Raw genomic sequence first — 18,035 nt, forward strand, 5'->3', positions numbered from 1 at the left:
CGCATGAGCCTGATAGAATTTGAAATTGAGCGCCAGTCCAATCCCGTGGACATGATCGAGATTGTCGCCGCCTCGAACGACTGGTCGTTCGAACGTTCCGGCGAAGATGAGATCGCCATGACGGTGGCGGGCCACTGGGCCGATTATCACGTTTCCTTTTCCTGGATGGAAGATTTCGAGGCACTGCATCTGGCCTGCGCCTTCGACATCAAGGTGCCCGATCAGCGCGTCAACGAAGTCATTCGCCTGTTGTCTCAGGTCAACGGCCAGGTACTGATGGGTCATTTCGATCTGTGGCGGCAGGAAGATGTTGTGATCTTCCGCCAGTCGCTGCTTCTGGCTGGCGGTGCGGAGCCTAACAACCAGCAGGTGGAAGTGCTGCTTTCCAGCGCGCTTGAGGCATGCGAACAATATTATCAGGCATTCCAGTTCGTCGTATGGTCGGGGCTGGATGCGAAAAGTGCAATTGAAGCGGTCATGTTCGAGACCGTCGGAGAAGCTTGAAAATGGTCTACAGGGCTTCCGGTCCTCTCGTCCTCGTTGGGGCGGGCAATATGGGCGGCGCTTTGCTTTCGGGCTGGCTGAAAAAGGGCGTGCCGGGTTCGCAGGTTATCGTCATCGATCCGCGCCCCTCCGACGCCATGCGCACGACAATTGCGGAAGCGGGCGCCACGCATAGCGAAAGCGTGCCTGACGGCGTGAAGGCGGGCATTCTGTTTGTCGCGGTAAAACCGCAGATGATGGAAGCAGTGCTACCCTCCCTCAAGCCCTTGCTCGGACCCGAGACCGTGGTGGTTTCGATTGCGGCCGGCACCACCGTCGGCACTTTCGTTTCGCATTTCGGCTCGGTCGCCGCCGTGCGGGCCATGCCGAACACGCCGGCCATGGTTGGCCGTGGCGTGACGGGCGCCTATGCCAACGAATTGGTGACGCCGGCACTTAAAGCCGTGGTGGATGGATTGCTGAAGGTCAGCGGTCCGGTCGAATGGGTGGAAACCGAAAGCGATATCGACGCGGTTACCGCGGTTTCGGGAAGCGGTCCGGCCTATGTCTTCTATCTGGTTGAATGCATGGCGGAAGCCGGTCGCAAGGCCGGTCTGCCGGCGGATATAGCCATGCGGCTGGCGCGTGAAACCGTGGCCGGTGCTGGCGAACTCCTGCATCAGTCTTCTGACGAGGCGGCGCGCCTGCGCCAGAACGTTACCTCGCCGGGCGGTACAACGGCCGCCGCACTTTCGGTGCTGATGGCCGAAGACGGCATGCAGCCCCTGTTTGACAAGGCGATCGCTGCGGCGAAAAATCGCGCCGAAGAACTGGCTGGTTGAAGACGAGCAGGCTGGCGGGAGCATGGCATGAGCAGTGAAATTTCCTATGCCGATTTCGAGAAGGTCGATATCCGTGTCGGCACGATCGTTGAGGCAGAGCCTTTTCCGGAAGCACGCAAGCCGGCGATCAAGGTGAAGATCGATTTCGGCCCCGAGATCGGCATCAAGAAATCCTCGGCGCAAATCACGGTGCATTATACCCCGGAAAGTCTGATCGGCCGGCAGGTGCTGGGTGTGGTGAATTTTCCACCGCGCCAGATTGGCCCGTTCCGCTCCGAAGTTCTGACATTGGGGTTTGCCGATGGAAACGGCGACATCGTGCTTGCCGGGGTGGAGCGGCCGGTGCCGAACGGCGAGAAAATGTGCTGAGAACGCACAACAACACGCAACCCAAAGATTGCGCAGGCTGAACATTCTTTCTCCGTCATTCCGGTTCAAGGCTGGAATGACGGAAGCGGGCGAGCCGCATCACATTTTTCTCTCCGCTGCTCTACGCCGGAATTTTGACGATCACCCGCAATCCGCCCATCGGGCTGTCGTCCAGCGATACGTCACCGCCATGGCTGCGGGCGATGTCGCGGACGATGGAGAGGCCGAGCCCGGTGCCAGAGGCGTTGAGGTTGCGTGCCTCGTCCAGCCGGAAGAACGGCTTGAAGACATCCTCCCTTGACGCTTCCGGAATACCCGGCCCGTCATCATCAAACGTCATGATGATGGAGCGTGGCGCCTTGCGGATGTCGATATGGAGCTTGCTGGCATAGCGCCGGGCATTCTCCGCGAGATTGGCGACGAGGCGGGAGAGGGCATTCGGGCGCGCGATGATCTGGTCGATATTATAAAGCTCGTAGCTGAATTTCTTGCCGTGCAGCTCGAAATCATAGTCGATTTTTTCCAGAAGTGCCGGAAGCTCCAGCGTGCCGACATCCTCCTCGACATCGGTGCGGGCAAAGGTGAGGTAGGCCTCCAGCATCGACTGCATATCCTCGACATCCTTGTCCAACCCTTCCAGATCAGGATTGTCGCCGGCAAGCGCGAGTTGCAGCTTGAAACGGGTGAGGATGGTGCGCAGGTCGTGGCTGACACCGTTCAGCATGGCAGTGCGCTGTTCCATCTGCCGCTCGATGCGTTCGCGCATCAATATGAAGGCAAGTCCCGCCCGCCGCACCTCGTCTGCGCCGCGTGGGGAATAGGCGCTGATCTTCTGGCCCCTGCCGAAATTTTCGGCCGCCTTGGCAAGCGCTTCGATAGGCTTGATCTGCCCGCGCAGGAACAGGATGGAAATGGCGATCAGAACCAGCGATGCACCGACCATCCAGACAAGGAAGATATGCGTGTTGGAGGCATAGGCGGCGCTGCGACTGGTAAAGACGCGGAGCGTCTTGTCTTCGAGCTGGACACGTATTTCAACCAGGGAACCGTTGCCATAAGTATCGATCCAGAATGGCCGGCCGATTTGCTGGGTCAGCTGATTGGCGAGGATCGTATCCAGAATGGAAAACAACGGTTCTGGTCTCGGGGCCGGCAAATCGGCCTTCGGCTCGATGTAGATGCTGAGACCCAGCTTCTCGCGAGCGATGCGGATGACGCGCTGATAGTCGTCTTCTTCCTCATCAGTTTGCAGAAGCTCGATGATCGCTGCGATATCGCGCGTTACGGCTGAGGAAAGGCGCTCGGTAACCAGCTGCCAGTGACGCTCCATGAAAACGGCCGCGACAACGCCCTGAAGCAGGATCATCGGCAGGATGATGATCAGCAGCGAGCGCGTATAAAGCCCGGTGGGCAGCCAGTGGCGAAGCCATCTGGTAAATGCGCGCCAGGTCTTCGCTACGCCGCTATTCCTGACAGTGATTAGAAAATCGAGGCTCGCCATGGCTGTGCGCCCGCCTTTCGTTTGTCCTTGTCAATCCACGCTCAGGCGGTAGCCGATGCCACGCACCGTTTGCAGGTAGACCGGGTTGGCAGGGTCGTCCTCGATCTTGCGGCGAAGGCGGTTGATCTGCACGTCGATAGTTCTTTCGCCCACTTCGGATTCCGCCTCGACCAGCTCGTGCCGTGGAATGGTATCGCCGGCGCGAAGCGCAAAGAGCAGCATGATCTCCTGTTCGCGATCCGTCAGGCGGATCGTTTCAGCGCCGCGCCGCAATTCCTTCCTGGGGATAGAGAAGCTGTAGGGGCCGAACATGATCTGTTCGATCTTGGGCGTATCCGGCGAAGTGTTGCGCCGCAGGATGTTGTTGATACGAAGGACAAGTTCGCGCGGATCGAAAGGCTTCGCGAGATAATCATCCGCGCCGGCTTCCAGCCCAGCGATTCGGGAATCCGCCTCCGAGCGGGCGGTCAGGAGAATGACCGGCACGGATTTGTTCTCATTCAGCGACCGGGTGAGCGAAAGCCCGTTTTCCCCCGGCATCATCACGTCGAGAATGAGAAGGTCGAAACGGATACCGACCATCTTGCGCCGGGCTTCTGCCGCATCTGCTGCGACGGAGATGCGGTATCCCTTGTCGCCGAGGAAACGTTGCAGAAGATTGCGAATGCGGGCGTCGTCATCGACGATCAGAAGGTGGGCCGCATCGTCATCAGCGGGAGGGAGTTTTGTCGTTGCCGTGGCCATCGTCAGTCGCCTTCCCCCGGTGTCGGGCTGCGCATCTGCGCCAGAAACTTGCGAACGCAGGCGCGGGCGTCGGGTCCAAGCCCTTCCAGCGCACGGTCGATCCGCCGCGACTGCGGCTCGCTCAGCGCCAGCGCCAGTTCGCGCCCTGTCAGCGTTGGATAGAGCCTGCGCTGGCGGCGGTCTTCCGGGCCAGCCATCTGGCGGATATAACCGTCGTCGATCAATTGCTTGAGCACGCGGGCAAGGCTCTGCTTGGTGATCTGCAGGGTGTCGAGCAGATCCGCCACCGTCATGCCGGGCTGCCGGCTGACGAAATAGACCACCCGGTGATGCGCGCGCCCATATTCCAGTTTCGAAAGAATGACATCTGGATCGGAGACGAAATCGCGATACGCGAAGAACAGGGCCTCTATCGTATCGAAGTCGATCTTGCCGTCGTCAACCTTCGGGAGTGCCGGTGTCTGCCTGGCGGCTGCGGTTTTGAGCGATTGCGGTGGCACTGCGGTTCCTTCATATTCTGCGGCTGACATGCGTCGATGCGCCAATATTCTGTAAACATAGCCGAAAATGCGTCCGCTCGGGAGGATGCCGCGATCATTTTCTGTTGCGGTGGATAATATGCTGCGGGTGCCGGTGCAACTGGAATCCTGACTGGCCTTTACCGGAAATAGAAAAGAGCGCGGAAAGCCCGCGCTCTTCATTGGTTTCATGCTGCCGGTATCGAGTTCGCGTCTACTGGTAGACGTAGACAATCCGGCGCGTCGATGGCTCCACCAGAACAGGCACGTCGTTCACCTGAACGTAGCGATACTGGTAATCAGGGATTTCCACGAGCCGGGTATCGGAGGGCAGGGTGCTGCCGACCGCTACCTCGCCATCAAAGGTGACAGTGTCCGCAGGGTGCTCGTCAATATAGGAGATGACTGTTTCGGGCGGATTGACTTCACCGACGCGGCCAAGGTTCGGATCGCCGGGGTTGGGTTCTGCCTGTACGCTCGAGGTCTTCTCGTAAGTCACGACCGGCACGCTGATATCGGAGCGGCGCTGTTCGAGAATGACGGGAGAGCCCTCATACATAACATTCAGATAATCCGCATGTGCCCAGCCGCGCAGGCCGTTGACTTCGATGCGGCACCAGCTGCTGCCGTCCATGCAGCCATCCAGAACCGCGTTGCTGCCACGGGTGGCAAGGCCAAGCTCGGGATAATCCTCGCCTGGGCCCGAACGAACGGAAACGTCCGATGCTGTTGTGGCGACCATGGCGGCGTTTGCGTAACCGGCCATGAGGGCGAAAGCGCCGCCAGCCATGAGCATTTTAAGCGTCTTGTCCATGTGTCTCACTCCTTTTAAGACTGGACCTACAACGTCGCAGCCTTCAGGGCGTTCCACATTTTTCACAGATACCTCCCGTCTCGAGCGGGAAAATATCCGATATCTGATTGAATTAACTCATGGTTTTGAAAGTGGCAAGGTCACCGGAAACCGTTGCTTTTTCCTCCGCCATTGTGCCGGAACCGGCCGCAGGCTATAGGAGGCGGGATTTGTCAGACAGGGAGACACGGGATATGGGAAAGTTGCAGGCGGGCATTATTCCGGTCACGCCGTTCGAGCAGAACTGCACCATTCTCTTCGATGAGGATACGAAGGAAGGCGTTGTCGTCGATCCCGGTGGGGATGTGGATGTCATTCTTCAGGTGGTTTCCGAAAACGGCATCGCGCTCAAGGAAATCTGGCTGACGCACGGCCATCTCGACCATGCCGGCGGCGCCAAGGAACTGCGCGAGAAGCTTTCCCTGCCGGTGATCGGCCCGCATGAGGACGATCGACCGCTGCTCGAGAGGATCGAGACCCAGGCTGAGAAATACGGCATCAGCGGTCTTCAGAACGTTTTGCCGGACAGGTGGCTGAATGAGGGCGACACGGTATCGTTCGGGGGTCATGTCTTTGAAGTCTACCATTGCCCGGGTCACGCTCCAGGTCACGTCATCTATTATAATCGCGACCAGCAATTCGCCCATGTCGGCGACGTGCTGTTTGCGGGGTCGGTGGGGCGTACCGACCTGCCGGGCGGGAACCACGAGCAACTGATGGCGTCCATTCGCGACAAGCTGCTGCCGCTGGGTGATGATGTCGGATTTATCTGCGGCCATGGCCCCGGCGGGCGGCTTGGCGAGGAGCGGCGCACCAACCCCTATCTCAAGGGGATCTGAGTTTCCGGGCGCGTATTGGCGCCTCCGGATTGGGCATAAAAAAACCCGGCATTCCTGCCGGGCTTCAACTAGAAATGAAAGCCGTTTTAGGGTTAGCCAGCAATCTGCAGATTGACTGCCTTCGGGCCCTTGCCGCGACGATCCGGTTCCGTGTCGAAGCTCACTTTCTGATTTTCTGAAAGTCCGGACAGGCCGGAAGCCTGTACGGCAGAGATATGAACAAAGATATCAGCGCCACCATTGTCTGGCTTGATGAAGCCGAAGCCTTTGTCTGTGTTGAAGAATTTTACGGTGCCAGTTTCGGCCATGCATCAGGTCCTTTTCGCTCTGCCCGCGTTCAGCTACAGGCAGCATTACAGTTTTGCCCCGCGAGGGCGTTGGCAGGCAGCTCTTGACTATTGAGAAAAAGGACCTTCACAGCGGGAAGTAATGGCGTTCTCATCCAACGTTTTTCGTCCCACCGCCCGAGGTTTATAGCGTCCCCAGTGCGCAAATTTATAGGCCTTCCCATGCTCGCAAATTGCCCGAACCGCAGTAGATTGCTGCGTTTATGGAAAATTGGCAAGCAAAAGTTTTCACGGGCTTTTTGTCGGATAAAAACCTGCGGTAGAATTCCTGCGCGTAGTCGCACATTTTTTCCGCATATTTGATAATTGATGAAATAATTGCCGGTTGCCTTCGGTTTCCGGGCAAAATTTTGAATGCGGCGGTACGATTTTTCCTCGAAACAGAAAAATCAGTTCTTTCTGCGTCAGGCCGTTCCAACAGCGGTTTTTTGCCGTTTACGCGTCAGTTCCGGCACCAGTTCGACGATCAATATAGCGGCGAAAATGATCACGCAGCCGATATAACCGGCGTTGGAAATGGTTTCCTTCAGGAAAATCGACGCAAGCAAGGCACCGAAAAGCGCCTCTGAAGACAGAAATATCGCAGCCTGCGGCGCGGTCGTATACCGCTGGGCGACGACCTGCAAAACGAAGGCGAGGCCGGAGGATACGAGGCCGACGTATAGAATTTCCGCCAGCGACCCCTGTATGGACGCCATGCTGATGGGTTCTACCGCAAGGCCGATCATGCAACTCAAGAGAGAGCAAATCGCAAACTGAGTGCATGAGAGCGCAAGCGGCCGTCCGCTTTCGGAAACGAAACGACCTGCGAGCGTAATCTGGATTGCCCAGAAGAAGGCGCAGATGATGCTGAGAATATCGCCCTGCGTCAGCGCCTCGAATGCGCCGCCCGAGAGCAGGAATATTCCGCCCAGCATCATCAGGGCGCCGGGCCAGACGATCCAGTGGGGATGGCGCCGGTAAAGAACGACGGCGATCACGGGCACGAAGATGACGTAAAGTCCCGTCAGGAAGCTGGAATTGGTGACGGTTGTAGTCAAAAGCCCGACCTGCTGCGTCGTCGCGCCGCCGAACAGGGCGAGGCCCACAAGGATGAAGCCGCCGATTTCCCTGCGACGTGGCGACGATTTTTTCGAGCGGTTTTCCATCAGGGCGAATGGCATCACGGCGATGGCGGCAATGGCGAAGCGTAAACCGACGAACCAAAATGGCCCGATCGAGGTCATGGCGGATGATTGTGCGACGAAACCGCCTCCCCAGATCGCCGCGGCGAGCAGAAGCAGCATGTTGGCCTGAATACGCGTCATTGATGGCACCAGCACAGCAGGGGCCCGAAGATCATTCCGTCGCGGCCTTGGCATTTCGGGGATTTTTGAAACGTCGTTCTGACGACTTCCCCTGTGCTTTAGCAGCAACACGCCGATGCCGCAAGTCGAGGAGAGGGCGGCTTACTTGTGGCGGCGGGCCTCGTCCTTCAGGCTTCGCCGGGTGAGCGCGAGGCCGCCTATGCCGAGGCTTATGAAGGCTGCGGCGGAGAAGATAACCAGCAACAGGTGGCCGCCCGCCCGCGCGGTTGCCGTCACCTGCGGAATAGAGGATGTCTGCAGGGTGTCGATTGCCTGAGAGGCTGCATTGGCCGAGGTTGCGATCCCGGCGGCCATGGTGACGACGACAAGAAAGGCGGCAATGGCCATCCAGAGGGAAAACAGCGTTCTCTGCGCCCTTAACCGTTCAACTGATGTCCTGTCGTTGGTAAACATGGCGATCGCCTCTTGTCCCTGTTCTCAAAGGATAAAAGAGGCTTCGAAATGGACGGCTTGGAGACCGAATTCAGGCGTTCCGCAGTATTTATTGTGGCAATATCGTGGCAAAGCCGATTTCGAGACAATTTCGCTGTCAACGGCCTCAAAGGCCGCGTTTTCCGAAGGTTCGGGTCTGGCGCAGGGTATGCGGCTCGGCGAGGCGGTCTTCACGCGGGAATGCCGGTGTCGCAGTACTTCTGTCCGACCTTGGCGAGGGTGAAAAATATCCGCTGCCGAGTTCGGGAAAGCGAGCGTCGAAACTCGTCGGCGCTAGTTCGGGTTTTGCCAACACGTATCCCTGCATCAGCAGGACGCCGAGGTCCTCGCAGATATCCACCTGCCTGCCGGTTTCCAGTCCTTCGAACACCGGCTCTATCCCATCGTCGCGAAACTGGCTGACGATGACGCGCAGAAGGGCGGCGCCTGCCGAATTCTGCATGAAATCACGCACCCAGCCTGCCTCGAATTTCACATAGTCCGGCTTGATGAGTTTCACCCGGTCAATGTCGGAATCGCCCGCGCCATAATCGTCCAGCGCCACGCGAAAACCGATGTCATGCATATGATAGGCGAAGTCGGCGACCATCTGCGTATCGGAGACTTTTTTCTCGGAGATTTCGCAGACGATGCGGTCTGCCGTCATGCCGGCCTCGTGGGCGGTAAGGCGCATGCGCTCCACTTCCTGACGCATCTTGGCCGGGGTCTGGAACAGGCCCGGATGGAAGTTGACGAAGACGCGGGCGCGCGAACGATTGAGCCTGCCGGTATTGAGAATGTGGATCGTGCGCAGAATACTGTCGATATTCTCTATATCTTCAGGCGCCACCAGCGAGAAGAATTCACCCGGTGTCACAGGTTCGCCGTTGCGATGGGGGCGCACCAGACCCTCGAAGGAATCGATGTCGAGAGCGCCGTTCATCGTTCGGCGAAAGATGGGCTGCAGGGCGGATTTCAAGTTGAAGGTGCCATAGGCCGTGGACCATGTGCCATCGACCTCGCGGACAAGACTGGAAAAGATGCTTTTGGGCGCCATTTTTCAACCAGCTACAGAGACACGACCTCTAGCCGGAGAATGTAGCGCATCAAGCGTTACTTCCGGGTTAAGGAAGGTTTAAATTCTTCCCCGTGTCACATATGCTGCTTTTGACCTTGAAAGAGCGCCTGTCTTTCGACATAGAAAATGCCGCAGAAGACAGGATTTTCCGCCTCTGCCGATGTCAACCACAACAGGACCGATTAAAAATGGCCTTCCTTGCCGACATTCTCTCCCGCGTAAAGCCATCCGCCACCATCGCTGTTACCCAGAAAGCCCGTGAGCTTAAAGCGAAGGGCCGCGATGTGATCAGCCTTGGCGCCGGCGAGCCGGATTTCGATACGCCCGAAAACATCAAGGAAGCCGCCATTGACGCCATCAAGCGCGGCGAAACGAAATACACGCCCGTTTCAGGTATTCCTGAACTGCGCAAGGCGATCGCCGACAAGTTCAAGCGCGAAAACGGTCTGGACTACAAGCCGGAGCAGACCATCGTCGGCACCGGTGGCAAGCAGATCCTTTTCAACGCCTTCATGGCCACCCTCAACCCGGGTGACGAAGTCGTCATTCCTGCACCTTACTGGGTCAGCTATCCGGAAATGGTGGCGATCTGCGGCGGTACGCCTGTCTTCGTCGACACGACGCTCGAAGACAATTTCAAGCTGAAGCCGGAAGCGCTGGAAAAGGCGATCACGCCGAAGACCAAGTGGTTCGTTTTCAACTCGCCGTCCAACCCTTCGGGCGCTGCCTATTCGCATGACGAGCTGAAGGCATTGACGGACGTGCTGGTCAAGCATCCGCACGTCTGGGTGCTGACTGATGACATGTACGAACACCTGACCTATGGCGACTTCAAATTCGTCACGCCGGTTGAGGTGGAGCCTTCGCTCTATGACCGCACGCTTACGATGAACGGCGTCTCCAAGGCCTACGCCATGACCGGCTGGCGTATCGGCTATGCAGCCGGCCCGCTTCCGCTCATCAAGGCCATGGATATGATCCAGGGCCAGCAGACCTCGGGCGCCAGCTCGATTGCTCAGTGGGCGGCTGTCGAAGCGCTGAACGGCACGCAGGATTTCATTCCGGCCAACAAGAAGATTTTTGAAGGCCGCCGTGATCTCGTCGTCTCCATGCTCAACCAGGCGAAAGGCATCAATTGCCCGGCTCCGGAAGGCGCATTCTACGTCTATCCGTCCTGCGCCGGCATGATCGGCAAGACCGCGCCGTCCGGCAAGGTCATCGAATCGGATGTGGATTTCGTCTCCGAGCTTCTGGAAGCCGAAGGTGTTGCCGTCGTGCAGGGATCGGCGTTCGGCCTCGGCCCGAACTTCCGCATTTCCTACGCCACGTCGGAAGCACTGCTGGAAGAGGCCTGCAAGCGCATCCAGCGCTTCTGCGCCGATTGCCGCTGATCGGTTTGCGATCTTGAACGAAGAAGCCCGGCAGCGATGCCGGGCTTTTTTTGTTGCGGCTAAAGCCCGAGAAACAGCAGCATGATGAAGGTGGCGAAGAGGATGAAATGCGTCATTCCCTCGATCGCGTTGGTTTCACCGTCATTGAGGTTGATGGCGGCGGCGATGAGGGTGATGAAGACCATGACCGTCTGGACCGGCGTCATCGCCATGATGAACGGCTGACCGGTGTAGAGTGCGATGCCCTCCATCACAGGGACGGTGAGGATGACCGTCGAAAGCGATGCGCCCATGGCGATATTGACCACGGCCTGCATGCGGTTGCGCAATGCGGACCTGAGCGCGGTCAGGATTTCCGGTGATGCGGAGATCGTCGCGACCACGACTGCCATCAGTGCCGGTGGCGCGCTTGCGCCCTCGAGGCTCTGGCTTAGGAAGGCCGCCATGAATTCCGCCAGCACGCCGATCAGCACGACGCCCGCGATGATGAGACCGATGGAGAGGGACACGCTGCCCTCATCCTCGTCCTCCGTGTGATCGCCGGATGGATGACCGCTGGGATGAGCCTTGCGGGGATAGGCGTAGCTGAAGAAATAGCTGTGCGGACCAACCTGCATTTTCAGGAACAGCGCATAAAGCGCGATCATTGCAACGATGGTGAAGGCGGAATAGACGTGCCAGCTTTCCTTTGGGATGAATTCCGGCACGATCATCGAGATGCCCATGGCAGTCAGGATCATGACGCCGTAGGTCTTGCCGGAATCGTCATTGTAAGGCTGCTCGCCGTGGCGAAGGCCTCCCAGCAGGGCGGCCAGTCCCAGAATGCCGTTGATGTCGATCATCACGGCGGAATAGATCGTGTCACGCACGAGCGTCGGCGAGTTGGATTCGCTCATGATGATGGCAAGGATCAACACTTCCACCGCCACGGCAGACAGCGTCAGTATCATCGTGCCATAGGGGTCGCCGACCTTGGCGGCGAGGATTTCGGCGTGGTGGGCAACCCGCATCGACACCAGAACGATCATCCCGATCAGGGCGATCGCGGCAATCAGCGACGCCGTTTTGCCGGCCTCGAATATCGCATGTTCGGCCATATAGGCGACGGCTGCCACCGGTATTGCCAGCAGCAACATGCGCTCCTGCTTTAAAATAGAACCCGCCATCGATTTCCCTTCCCCTGAGAGTGTGAGGCTGTGACGTATCGTCGTTAAGATCAAGCAGGATTTGCGCTTGAGTGCTTTTGGTAGGATAGTAGTACGGTCAAGGACATGCTGCTCATGCCGTGTTGTCCCCCGTTGGGTGCAATGCTTGAAGCGCGGTTGTGGTTGCGATGTCGCCTACTGAAACAGGAGGAACATGCATGACAAAAGTGGTATATGAAGTCGTGGAACATGACGGTGGCTTCGCCTACCGCATGAACGGCGCTTATTCCGAAACATTTCCTACCTATGCCGATGCGGTCGAGGCCGCGCGCATCGTTGCTGCCGAACAGCAGGTGGGCGGCGATGATGAGGAAATCAGCTATCAGGACGAACGCGGCCAGTGGCATGAGGAATATAGCCAGGGCGGCGACCGGCCGGAGGCGGAAGTGGTCGACAAGATTTCACCGCCGGCCAGACCGTTTTGATGGAGTGCGTCAACATTTCCGGTGAGAACAGCATCACGCTCCATGCTTCGCCGGTATGTCTTGCGGATTTGCGGGCGCAAGGCCGCGCGTCATCGATGCTGTAATGGCGCTAGCGTCGTTGCGGCGGGGCGCCCGGATCGGTTTCCTTCAGGTGGGCCTTCAGGCCGTCGACAAGGGCGCTGAACACGGCACGGCATCGCGGCGAGGTCTTGAGATTTTCATGCATCGCGACCCATGCGTGCAGCGGGATGTCGGTTTTCGGAAGGACCTGGACAAGCCGCGGATCCTTGCGCGCCAGGCCGATCTGACAGACGCCGATGCCTGCGCTGGCGCGGATCATGGCAAGCTGGGCGAGGTTGCTGTCGGCGCGAATTTCGAAGGAAATTTCTTCGATATCGGGTATTTCCGGATCGAGCGAGCGCATGCGCTGGATCGCCGCCCTGATGAAAGGCGTCTTGCGGTCGAAACCGATCATACGGTGGTTGTTCAGTTCTTCCATGTTTTTCGGGGTGCCGGCTCTTGCCAGATAGTCGCGTGTGGCATGAAATCCCAGACGGAAATTGCCGATATAGCGCATGACGATGGCATCCTGCTGCGGTTCGGTCATGCGGATGGCGATATCAGCCTCGCGCCGCAAAAGGTCTTCCAACGTGTCGGAGAGTGAAAGTTCTATTTCAAGCCGGGGATGAATCTCCTGCATGGCAGCGATGATCGGCGGCAGCATTTCAACGCCGATGATATCCGATGCGCTGATACGAACGGTTCCTTCGATCTTGCCGACCTCGCCGGAGGCCGCCCGCATAAGGGCTGCGGCCGTCGCCGCCAGATTTTCCGCATAGGGCCGGAGCGCCAGCGCCGCTTCCGTCGGCATCAGCCCGTGCGGCGAGCGGATGAACAGCGGAAAGCCGATGGCCTCTTCCAGCGCTCCGATATGGCGCCCAGCTGTCGGTTGGGTAATGCCGAGTTCGCGGGCGGCGGCGGAAAGCGAGCCGTCGCGCAGCACGCTGAGGAAGGTGCGGTAAAAATCCCAGCTGACATCGCGGCTTCTGATTATAAGATTTTGTATAGCGGCTCCACTCATTTGGACAATTTCGTATATCGCCTGATAGCCCGATACTCCAGCCCAGAAGAAGGAGTAATGGCAATGATATATGAAATCCACGCAAATACAGCAGAGAATAACCGGCCTCTGGCGCTGATTGTTGGGGCGAATGGTGGCGTCGGCAGCCATGTCTCAAAGATGTTATTGCAGCGCGGCTGGCGGGTGCGGGCGATGACTCGCCGATCGGCACCAGTTGATGCCGTCGATGGCGTCGAGCGCGTGACTGGCGATGCCATGAACCGGGAGGATGTGGTGAAGGCGGCAAAAGGCGCCGGGCTCATCGTCCATGCAGTCAATCCTCCGGGATATCGCAACTGGAACAGCCAAGTGCTGCCGATGCTCGAAAATACCATAGCCGCTGCCGAGGCCTGCGGGGCAAGGATCGTGTTTCCAGGCAGCATCTATAATTTTGGCCCGGATGCCTTTCCGCTTCTGACGGAGGACAGTCCGCAAAAGCCTTTCACCCGCAAGGGCGGCTTGCGCGTTGAAATGGAGCGGCGTTTGAAAATGGCGTCGATGCGCGGCGTGCCGGTCCTGATCGTCCGCACCGGTGATTTCTTTGGTCCTGACGCGAAGAACAACTGGTTTTCGCAGATGCTGGTGCGACCGGGCAAGCCGGTTCGCAGTGTTCAGAATCCAGCAGTACCGAATGCCGGGCATCAATGGGCCTATCTGCCGGATGTTGCGGAGATAATCGGGCGGCTGCTCGATCGCTCGGACGAGCTTCAGACGTTTGCCGTCTACCACATGGAGGGTGTCTGGGATTTCGACGGGCTGCAACTGGTTGGGGCAATCGAGCGGGCCGTCGGCCATCCGGTCAAGATGCGGCGGCTTTCGTGGTTAGCCGTCGGGCTGGCTGCACCGTTCGTTCCCCTGTTCCGCGAAGTCATGGAAATGAAATATCTCTGGCAGATGCCGATCCGGATGAGCAACCGCAAGCTTGTCGAATTCCTCGGGGCGGAACCGCGAACGCCGATCGATGCGGCGGTATCGGCAACATTGGCGAGCCTTGGGTGTCTCGCCGAGGTGCAGCAACCGGCGGGCCTTCATCATGCGACCGATGCCGGGGGTAGGGTGTGATGGTCACAGTGGCTAATGGATTTTCCCGGCGGCGCCGTATGTTCGCCGTGATTTCGGCAGGCGTGCCGGTGTTGATTTTCGCGCAGGTGCTGCTGGCCGGGCTGTCGATCTATTATGACGGATCGCTGCTTGTGGTTCACAAAGGGCTTGGCATGCTGATCGCCGTTCCCATTGTATCTCTAGTCGTGCTCGCCCTTCGTCATGATGACCTCCGGCCAAACCTTGGGCGCGCGCTCGTGCTCCTCGCTCTCTACTGCCTTCAGGTGGCGTTGATGAGCATCGGTCGGGAAACGGGCAGTGGCTTTCTGCAGGCGCTGCATGTGGCCAACGCCTTCGTAATGGGCGCATTTTCAGACTTTGCTGCGCGGCAGGCGCGAGGCCTGTCCTGAAACGGCAAAACGCCGCACCGCTGTGGAGCGGTGCGGCGTTTCAAGTTTAGCACTGATCAGCCAAGAGCCGGGTAGTCGGTATAGCCTTCAGCCCCGCCACCATAGAAGGTCGGCTGGTTCGGCTCGTTCAGCGGCGCGTTGTCCTTGAGACGGCGCACCAGATCCGGGTTGGCGATGAAGGCCTTGCCGAAGGCCACGGCATCAACCCTGCCGCTTTCCACCGCCTCGATGGCGCTCTCACGGTCGTAGCCATTGTTGGCGATCCACAGGCCCTTGCCGCCCGCATTGCGATAGGCGGCCTTGAAGGCTGCGTAATCGAAGGGCTTGTCGCCCTGCTTGAAGTCGCGCGGACCACCGGTCGCACCTTCAACAACATGGATGAAGGCCAGATTGCGTTTGCCGAGTTCTTCCGCAACGTAATTATAGAGTGGCTGCGGGTCGGCCTCGAAAATGTCGTTGGCGGGTGTGACGGGTGACAGGCGAATGCCGGTGCGGCCTGCGCCAATCTCTTCCGCAACCGCATCGACGACTTCGAGAAGGAAGCGGGCGCGGTTTTCGATCGAGCCGCCATATTCGTCGGTGCGCTGGTTGGTGCTGGATTTCAGGAACTGCTCGATCAGATAACCGTTGGCGGCATGGATTTCGACACCGTCGAAACCGGCCTCAAGTGCGGCGCGCGCGCCGGTCCGGTAATCTTCAAGGATAAGACCGATATCGTCGATGGTCAGTGCGCGGGGCTCGGAGGTTTCCGCAAACGCGCCGGTGCCGTCATCATTGATGATATAGGTCTTGGACTTGGCGATAATCGCGGAAGGGGCGACCGGCTGTCCGCCATGCGGCTGGAGCGAGGTGTGGGAAATGCGTCCCACGTGCCAAATCTGCGCGACGATCTTGCCGCCGGCGACATGCACGCCATCCGTGATCTTTTTCCAGCCCTCAACCGCTTCCTTCTTGTAGAGGCCCGGAACATCCGCGTAACCCTGGCCTTGCTGGGAAATCGGCGTGCCTTCGGTCACGATCAGCCCGGCTGTTGCGCGCTGCTCGTAATAGGTGGCGTTGAGATTATTGGGAATTGCCCCCGGCGAGCGGTTGCGGGTGAGGGGAGCCATGACGATACGGTTGGCGAGAGCGATATCGCCGGCCTGTGCCGGTTCGAAAAGACTTGTCATGCGACTTCACTTTCTGGTCGGTTGGCGAAATTGCGCGGCTGGCGCGCTTTCCTAATGTATGGGCATAGGAGAGAAAACCGCCTTGCAGTTTCCGGTCCGACGCCCCGGTCTTATAAGCTTGGGAGGCTCAAAGATTGGCTTGCAGATAATTGCGGAAGGCGTCGATGGTTTCCTCGTTGCGTTCGAAAAACACCCATTGCCCAACTTTCTTTGACCTTATCAGGCCAGCTGCCTGCAAAACCGCCAGATGTGAGGAGACCGTCGATTGCGACAGGCCGCTGATCTGGAACTGATTGGCGCATACGCCCATGCTGAGCGGATGGTCCTGACAGAAGTGACTTTCAGGGCTCTTCAGCCACTCGAGGAACTTCAGCCTTGCGGGGTGTGAAAGGGCTTTGAGGATTTCCTCCGGGTTCATCTGCGTTTCTCTAATATCTGACATGTTCGATATTTATATCGATATTTTCCGATATACAATTCACGTCTCTGTGAGGTAGTCACCCGGGCCGAGAACGGCGCGCAAAAAAATGGCCGCCGGATTTCTCCGCGGCCAATGAGTTTGAAGGTTAAAACCTCCAGAGGGGAACAGCTGTCGCGTGCATAGGCAGGCGTGACAGCTGATTGAAATATGGGAGTGGCAAGAATGCAAAACAAGGTTGCATCATGCGATATTTCGCCAAATTGGAGAAAATTCTTGCGGGTAAAAAAAGAGGGCCGCCGGATAAATCCAGGGCCCTTTAAGTGTGAAGGTCAAAAACCTCCAGAGGGGAACAGCTGATGCGGTGGAACTGGGAGGAAAAGCCACCGTGTGCATCAACTGAGAGCGATATGGTGCTTTTTTGTGCACGAAACAACTCTTTTTTGTGCAGGTCAGGCATGCGTGCGATGCAGGTCTGGATATTTCCGGTATAATTTATGTGCAAAGCTGAAGCGCGGCGCGTCTGGCGCGCCGCCATCTTGGGAAGGCCAACTCCATGAATTAGTATGATATTTTGTGGCGCTGGCCTATTTAAACGTCAGAAGTTCCAGTTCCGTGCCTTGGCAACGACGAAGTCGCGGAAGGCTTTCAGTTTTGCAGCGTTTTTCATCTCGTCCGGGTAACAGAAGTAGGTGTCGAACGAGGGAATATCGGCGGCAAGCGACAACTGAATCAATCCCGGATCGCGCCCGACGATGTAATCCGGCAAACAGGCGATACCTATTCCCAGCAGGCAGGCGCGCTTGATCGAGGTCTGGCTGTTGATCTGAAGATGCGGAATGCGGGTGTTGTCCGACGAGCGTCCCGCATTTTCCAGCCAGTTGACATCAAGCAGATAGTTGGGTGCCGGTTCGCCGAAGGAGATGATGCGGTGGTTGTCTAGATCCTCGATCGACTGCGGCTCGCCGTGGCGGTTGATGTAGGACGGCGCCGCATAGACGTGCATGTGCACCGTGAACAGCTTGCGCTGGATAAGGTCGGACTGTTGCGGCTGGCGCAGGCGGATGGCACAATCGGCGTGGCGCATGTTCACATCCAGCTCCTCATTGTCGAGGATGAGCTGGATCGACATTTCCGGATAGAGCTGCAGGAATTCCTGCACCTTGTCCGTCAGCCAGCCCTGGCCGAGACCAACAGTCGTCGTCACGCGCAGCTTGCCGCTCGGCTTCTCCGTCGTTTCGGTAAGTTGCATCTTGACGGTTTCGAGCTTCAGCAACACGTCGTGGGCGGTGCGATACAGCAGTTCGCCCTGCTCGGTGAGGATAAGACCTCTGGCGTGGCGGTGAAACAGCTTCACGCCAACATCCTGTTCCAGCGCGCTGACCTGGCGGCTGATGGCCGACTGGGACAAATGCAGCTTGTCGGCAGCGTGGGTGAAAGACCCCGCTTCGGCTGCGGCATGAAAAATGCGCAGTTTATCCCAGTCCAATGGCATTGCCATGCC

General features: G+C 58.3%; 21 protein-coding genes. 8 read left to right on the forward strand and 13 right to left on the reverse strand.

The genetic code is table 11. From position 1 onward, the window contains the following. Positions 1–3: 3 nt before the first annotated feature. Genes J5276_RS03130 through J5276_RS03140 form a run of 3 tightly spaced genes read left to right on the forward strand, consistent with a single transcriptional unit; the run spans position 4 to position 1,694 of the window. A complete protein-coding gene (locus J5276_RS03130; RefSeq protein ID WP_006311131.1) occupies positions 4–504 on the forward strand; it encodes a YbjN domain-containing protein in 501 nt (166 codons plus the stop codon). A 2-nt stretch (positions 505–506) separates the two neighbouring features. Continuing rightward, on the forward strand, positions 507–1,325 hold the full coding sequence (gene proC, locus J5276_RS03135) for a pyrroline-5-carboxylate reductase (RefSeq protein ID WP_112154052.1): 819 nt from the start codon (positions 507–509) through the stop codon (positions 1,323–1,325). Positions 1,326–1,352: 27 nt separating this feature from the next. After that, the gene (locus J5276_RS03140; protein ID WP_013636580.1) at positions 1,353–1,694 is read left to right on the forward strand and encodes a tRNA-binding protein; all 342 of its coding nucleotides are present in this window, start codon (positions 1,353–1,355) and stop codon (positions 1,692–1,694) included. 121 nt (positions 1,695–1,815) lie between these two features. Here J5276_RS03140 and J5276_RS03145 read toward each other — a convergent pair whose 3' ends face one another. The 4 genes from J5276_RS03145 to J5276_RS03160 form a co-directional block, all read right to left on the reverse strand. Continuing rightward, a complete protein-coding gene (locus J5276_RS03145; protein WP_003513442.1) occupies positions 1,816–3,195 on the reverse strand; it encodes an ATP-binding protein in 1,380 nt (459 codons plus the stop codon). 30 nt (positions 3,196–3,225) lie between these two features. Next, positions 3,226–3,939 carry a response regulator gene (locus J5276_RS03150; protein WP_003513441.1) on the reverse strand — a complete coding sequence of 238 codons (714 nt, stop codon included), beginning with the start codon at positions 3,937–3,939 and terminating at the stop codon, positions 3,226–3,228. A gap of 2 nt (positions 3,940–3,941) precedes the next feature. After that, positions 3,942–4,469, reverse strand: a complete 528-nt coding sequence (locus J5276_RS03155; RefSeq protein WP_003513440.1) for a MarR family winged helix-turn-helix transcriptional regulator — start codon at positions 4,467–4,469, stop codon at positions 3,942–3,944. A 202-nt stretch (positions 4,470–4,671) separates the two neighbouring features. After that, a complete protein-coding gene (locus tag J5276_RS03160; protein WP_003513439.1) occupies positions 4,672–5,271 on the reverse strand; it encodes a DUF1236 domain-containing protein in 600 nt (199 codons plus the stop codon). A gap of 233 nt (positions 5,272–5,504) precedes the next feature. Here J5276_RS03160 and J5276_RS03165 point away from each other — a divergent pair, with 233 nt between their 5' ends. Then, positions 5,505–6,149, forward strand: coding sequence for an MBL fold metallo-hydrolase (locus J5276_RS03165; protein WP_112154105.1), 645 nt, complete (start codon positions 5,505–5,507; stop codon positions 6,147–6,149). A 92-nt stretch (positions 6,150–6,241) separates the two neighbouring features. Here the strand turns inward: J5276_RS03165 and J5276_RS03170 are convergent, their stop codons facing one another. The 4 genes from J5276_RS03170 to J5276_RS03185 form a co-directional block, all read right to left on the reverse strand. After that, positions 6,242–6,457, reverse strand: a complete 216-nt coding sequence (locus J5276_RS03170) for a cold-shock protein (RefSeq protein ID WP_003494703.1) — start codon at positions 6,455–6,457, stop codon at positions 6,242–6,244. A gap of 443 nt (positions 6,458–6,900) precedes the next feature. Further along, positions 6,901–7,803: a DMT family transporter gene (locus tag J5276_RS03175; RefSeq protein WP_112154051.1), complete on the reverse strand. Its 903-nt coding sequence runs from the start codon at positions 7,801–7,803 to the stop codon at positions 6,901–6,903. Between the two features lie 141 nt (positions 7,804–7,944). Then, a complete protein-coding gene (locus tag J5276_RS03180; RefSeq protein ID WP_083211489.1) occupies positions 7,945–8,256 on the reverse strand; it encodes a hypothetical protein in 312 nt (103 codons plus the stop codon). 145 nt (positions 8,257–8,401) lie between these two features. Continuing rightward, positions 8,402–9,331, reverse strand: a complete 930-nt coding sequence (locus J5276_RS03185) for an EAL domain-containing protein (RefSeq protein ID WP_035198647.1) — start codon at positions 9,329–9,331, stop codon at positions 8,402–8,404. 209 nt (positions 9,332–9,540) lie between these two features. On the opposite strand from J5276_RS03185, the gene J5276_RS03190 reads away from it, so the two are divergent. Continuing rightward, on the forward strand, positions 9,541–10,743 hold the full coding sequence (locus J5276_RS03190; RefSeq protein ID WP_003513431.1) for a pyridoxal phosphate-dependent aminotransferase: 1,203 nt from the start codon (positions 9,541–9,543) through the stop codon (positions 10,741–10,743). A 59-nt stretch (positions 10,744–10,802) separates the two neighbouring features. Here J5276_RS03190 and J5276_RS03195 read toward each other — a convergent pair whose 3' ends face one another. Then, positions 10,803–11,909 carry a calcium:proton antiporter gene (locus J5276_RS03195; protein ID WP_112154049.1) on the reverse strand — a complete coding sequence of 369 codons (1,107 nt, stop codon included), beginning with the start codon at positions 11,907–11,909 and terminating at the stop codon, positions 10,803–10,805. Between the two features lie 197 nt (positions 11,910–12,106). Here J5276_RS03195 and J5276_RS03200 point away from each other — a divergent pair, with 197 nt between their 5' ends. After that, the gene (locus tag J5276_RS03200) at positions 12,107–12,373 is read left to right on the forward strand and encodes a DUF2188 domain-containing protein (RefSeq protein WP_003513427.1); all 267 of its coding nucleotides are present in this window, start codon (positions 12,107–12,109) and stop codon (positions 12,371–12,373) included. Positions 12,374–12,482: 109 nt separating this feature from the next. Here the strand turns inward: J5276_RS03200 and J5276_RS03205 are convergent, their stop codons facing one another. Continuing rightward, positions 12,483–13,454, reverse strand: a complete 972-nt coding sequence (locus J5276_RS03205; protein ID WP_003513416.1) for a LysR family transcriptional regulator — start codon at positions 13,452–13,454, stop codon at positions 12,483–12,485. Positions 13,455–13,517: 63 nt separating this feature from the next. Between J5276_RS03205 and J5276_RS03210 the strand changes: the two genes are divergently transcribed. Continuing rightward, complete coding sequence (locus J5276_RS03210; protein ID WP_065702319.1) at positions 13,518–14,555, forward strand: NAD-dependent epimerase/dehydratase family protein; 1,038 nt, start codon at positions 13,518–13,520, stop codon at positions 14,553–14,555. Continuing rightward, positions 14,555–14,944: a DUF6220 domain-containing protein gene (locus J5276_RS03215; RefSeq protein ID WP_025594112.1), complete on the forward strand. Its 390-nt coding sequence runs from the start codon at positions 14,555–14,557 to the stop codon at positions 14,942–14,944. Before J5276_RS03210 ends, J5276_RS03215 begins: the two co-directional genes overlap by 1 nt. 56 nt (positions 14,945–15,000) lie before the next feature. On the opposite strand, the gene J5276_RS03220 is transcribed toward J5276_RS03215, so the two are convergent. The 3 genes from J5276_RS03220 to J5276_RS03230 form a co-directional block, all read right to left on the reverse strand. Next, positions 15,001–16,113, reverse strand: coding sequence for an alkene reductase (locus J5276_RS03220; protein WP_065702320.1), 1,113 nt, complete (start codon positions 16,111–16,113; stop codon positions 15,001–15,003). A gap of 127 nt (positions 16,114–16,240) precedes the next feature. Continuing rightward, positions 16,241–16,531 carry a helix-turn-helix transcriptional regulator gene (locus tag J5276_RS03225; RefSeq protein WP_003513408.1) on the reverse strand — a complete coding sequence of 97 codons (291 nt, stop codon included), beginning with the start codon at positions 16,529–16,531 and terminating at the stop codon, positions 16,241–16,243. 598 nt (positions 16,532–17,129) lie between these two features. Continuing rightward, positions 17,130–18,026, reverse strand: a complete 897-nt coding sequence (locus J5276_RS03230; protein ID WP_003513405.1) for a LysR family transcriptional regulator VtlR — start codon at positions 18,024–18,026, stop codon at positions 17,130–17,132. Between the last annotated feature and the right edge of the window lie 9 nt (positions 18,027–18,035).

Origin of the sequence: Agrobacterium sp. S7/73, assembly GCF_019355535.1 — a bacterium.
GTDB lineage: Bacteria > Pseudomonadota > Alphaproteobacteria > Rhizobiales > Rhizobiaceae > Agrobacterium > Agrobacterium tumefaciens.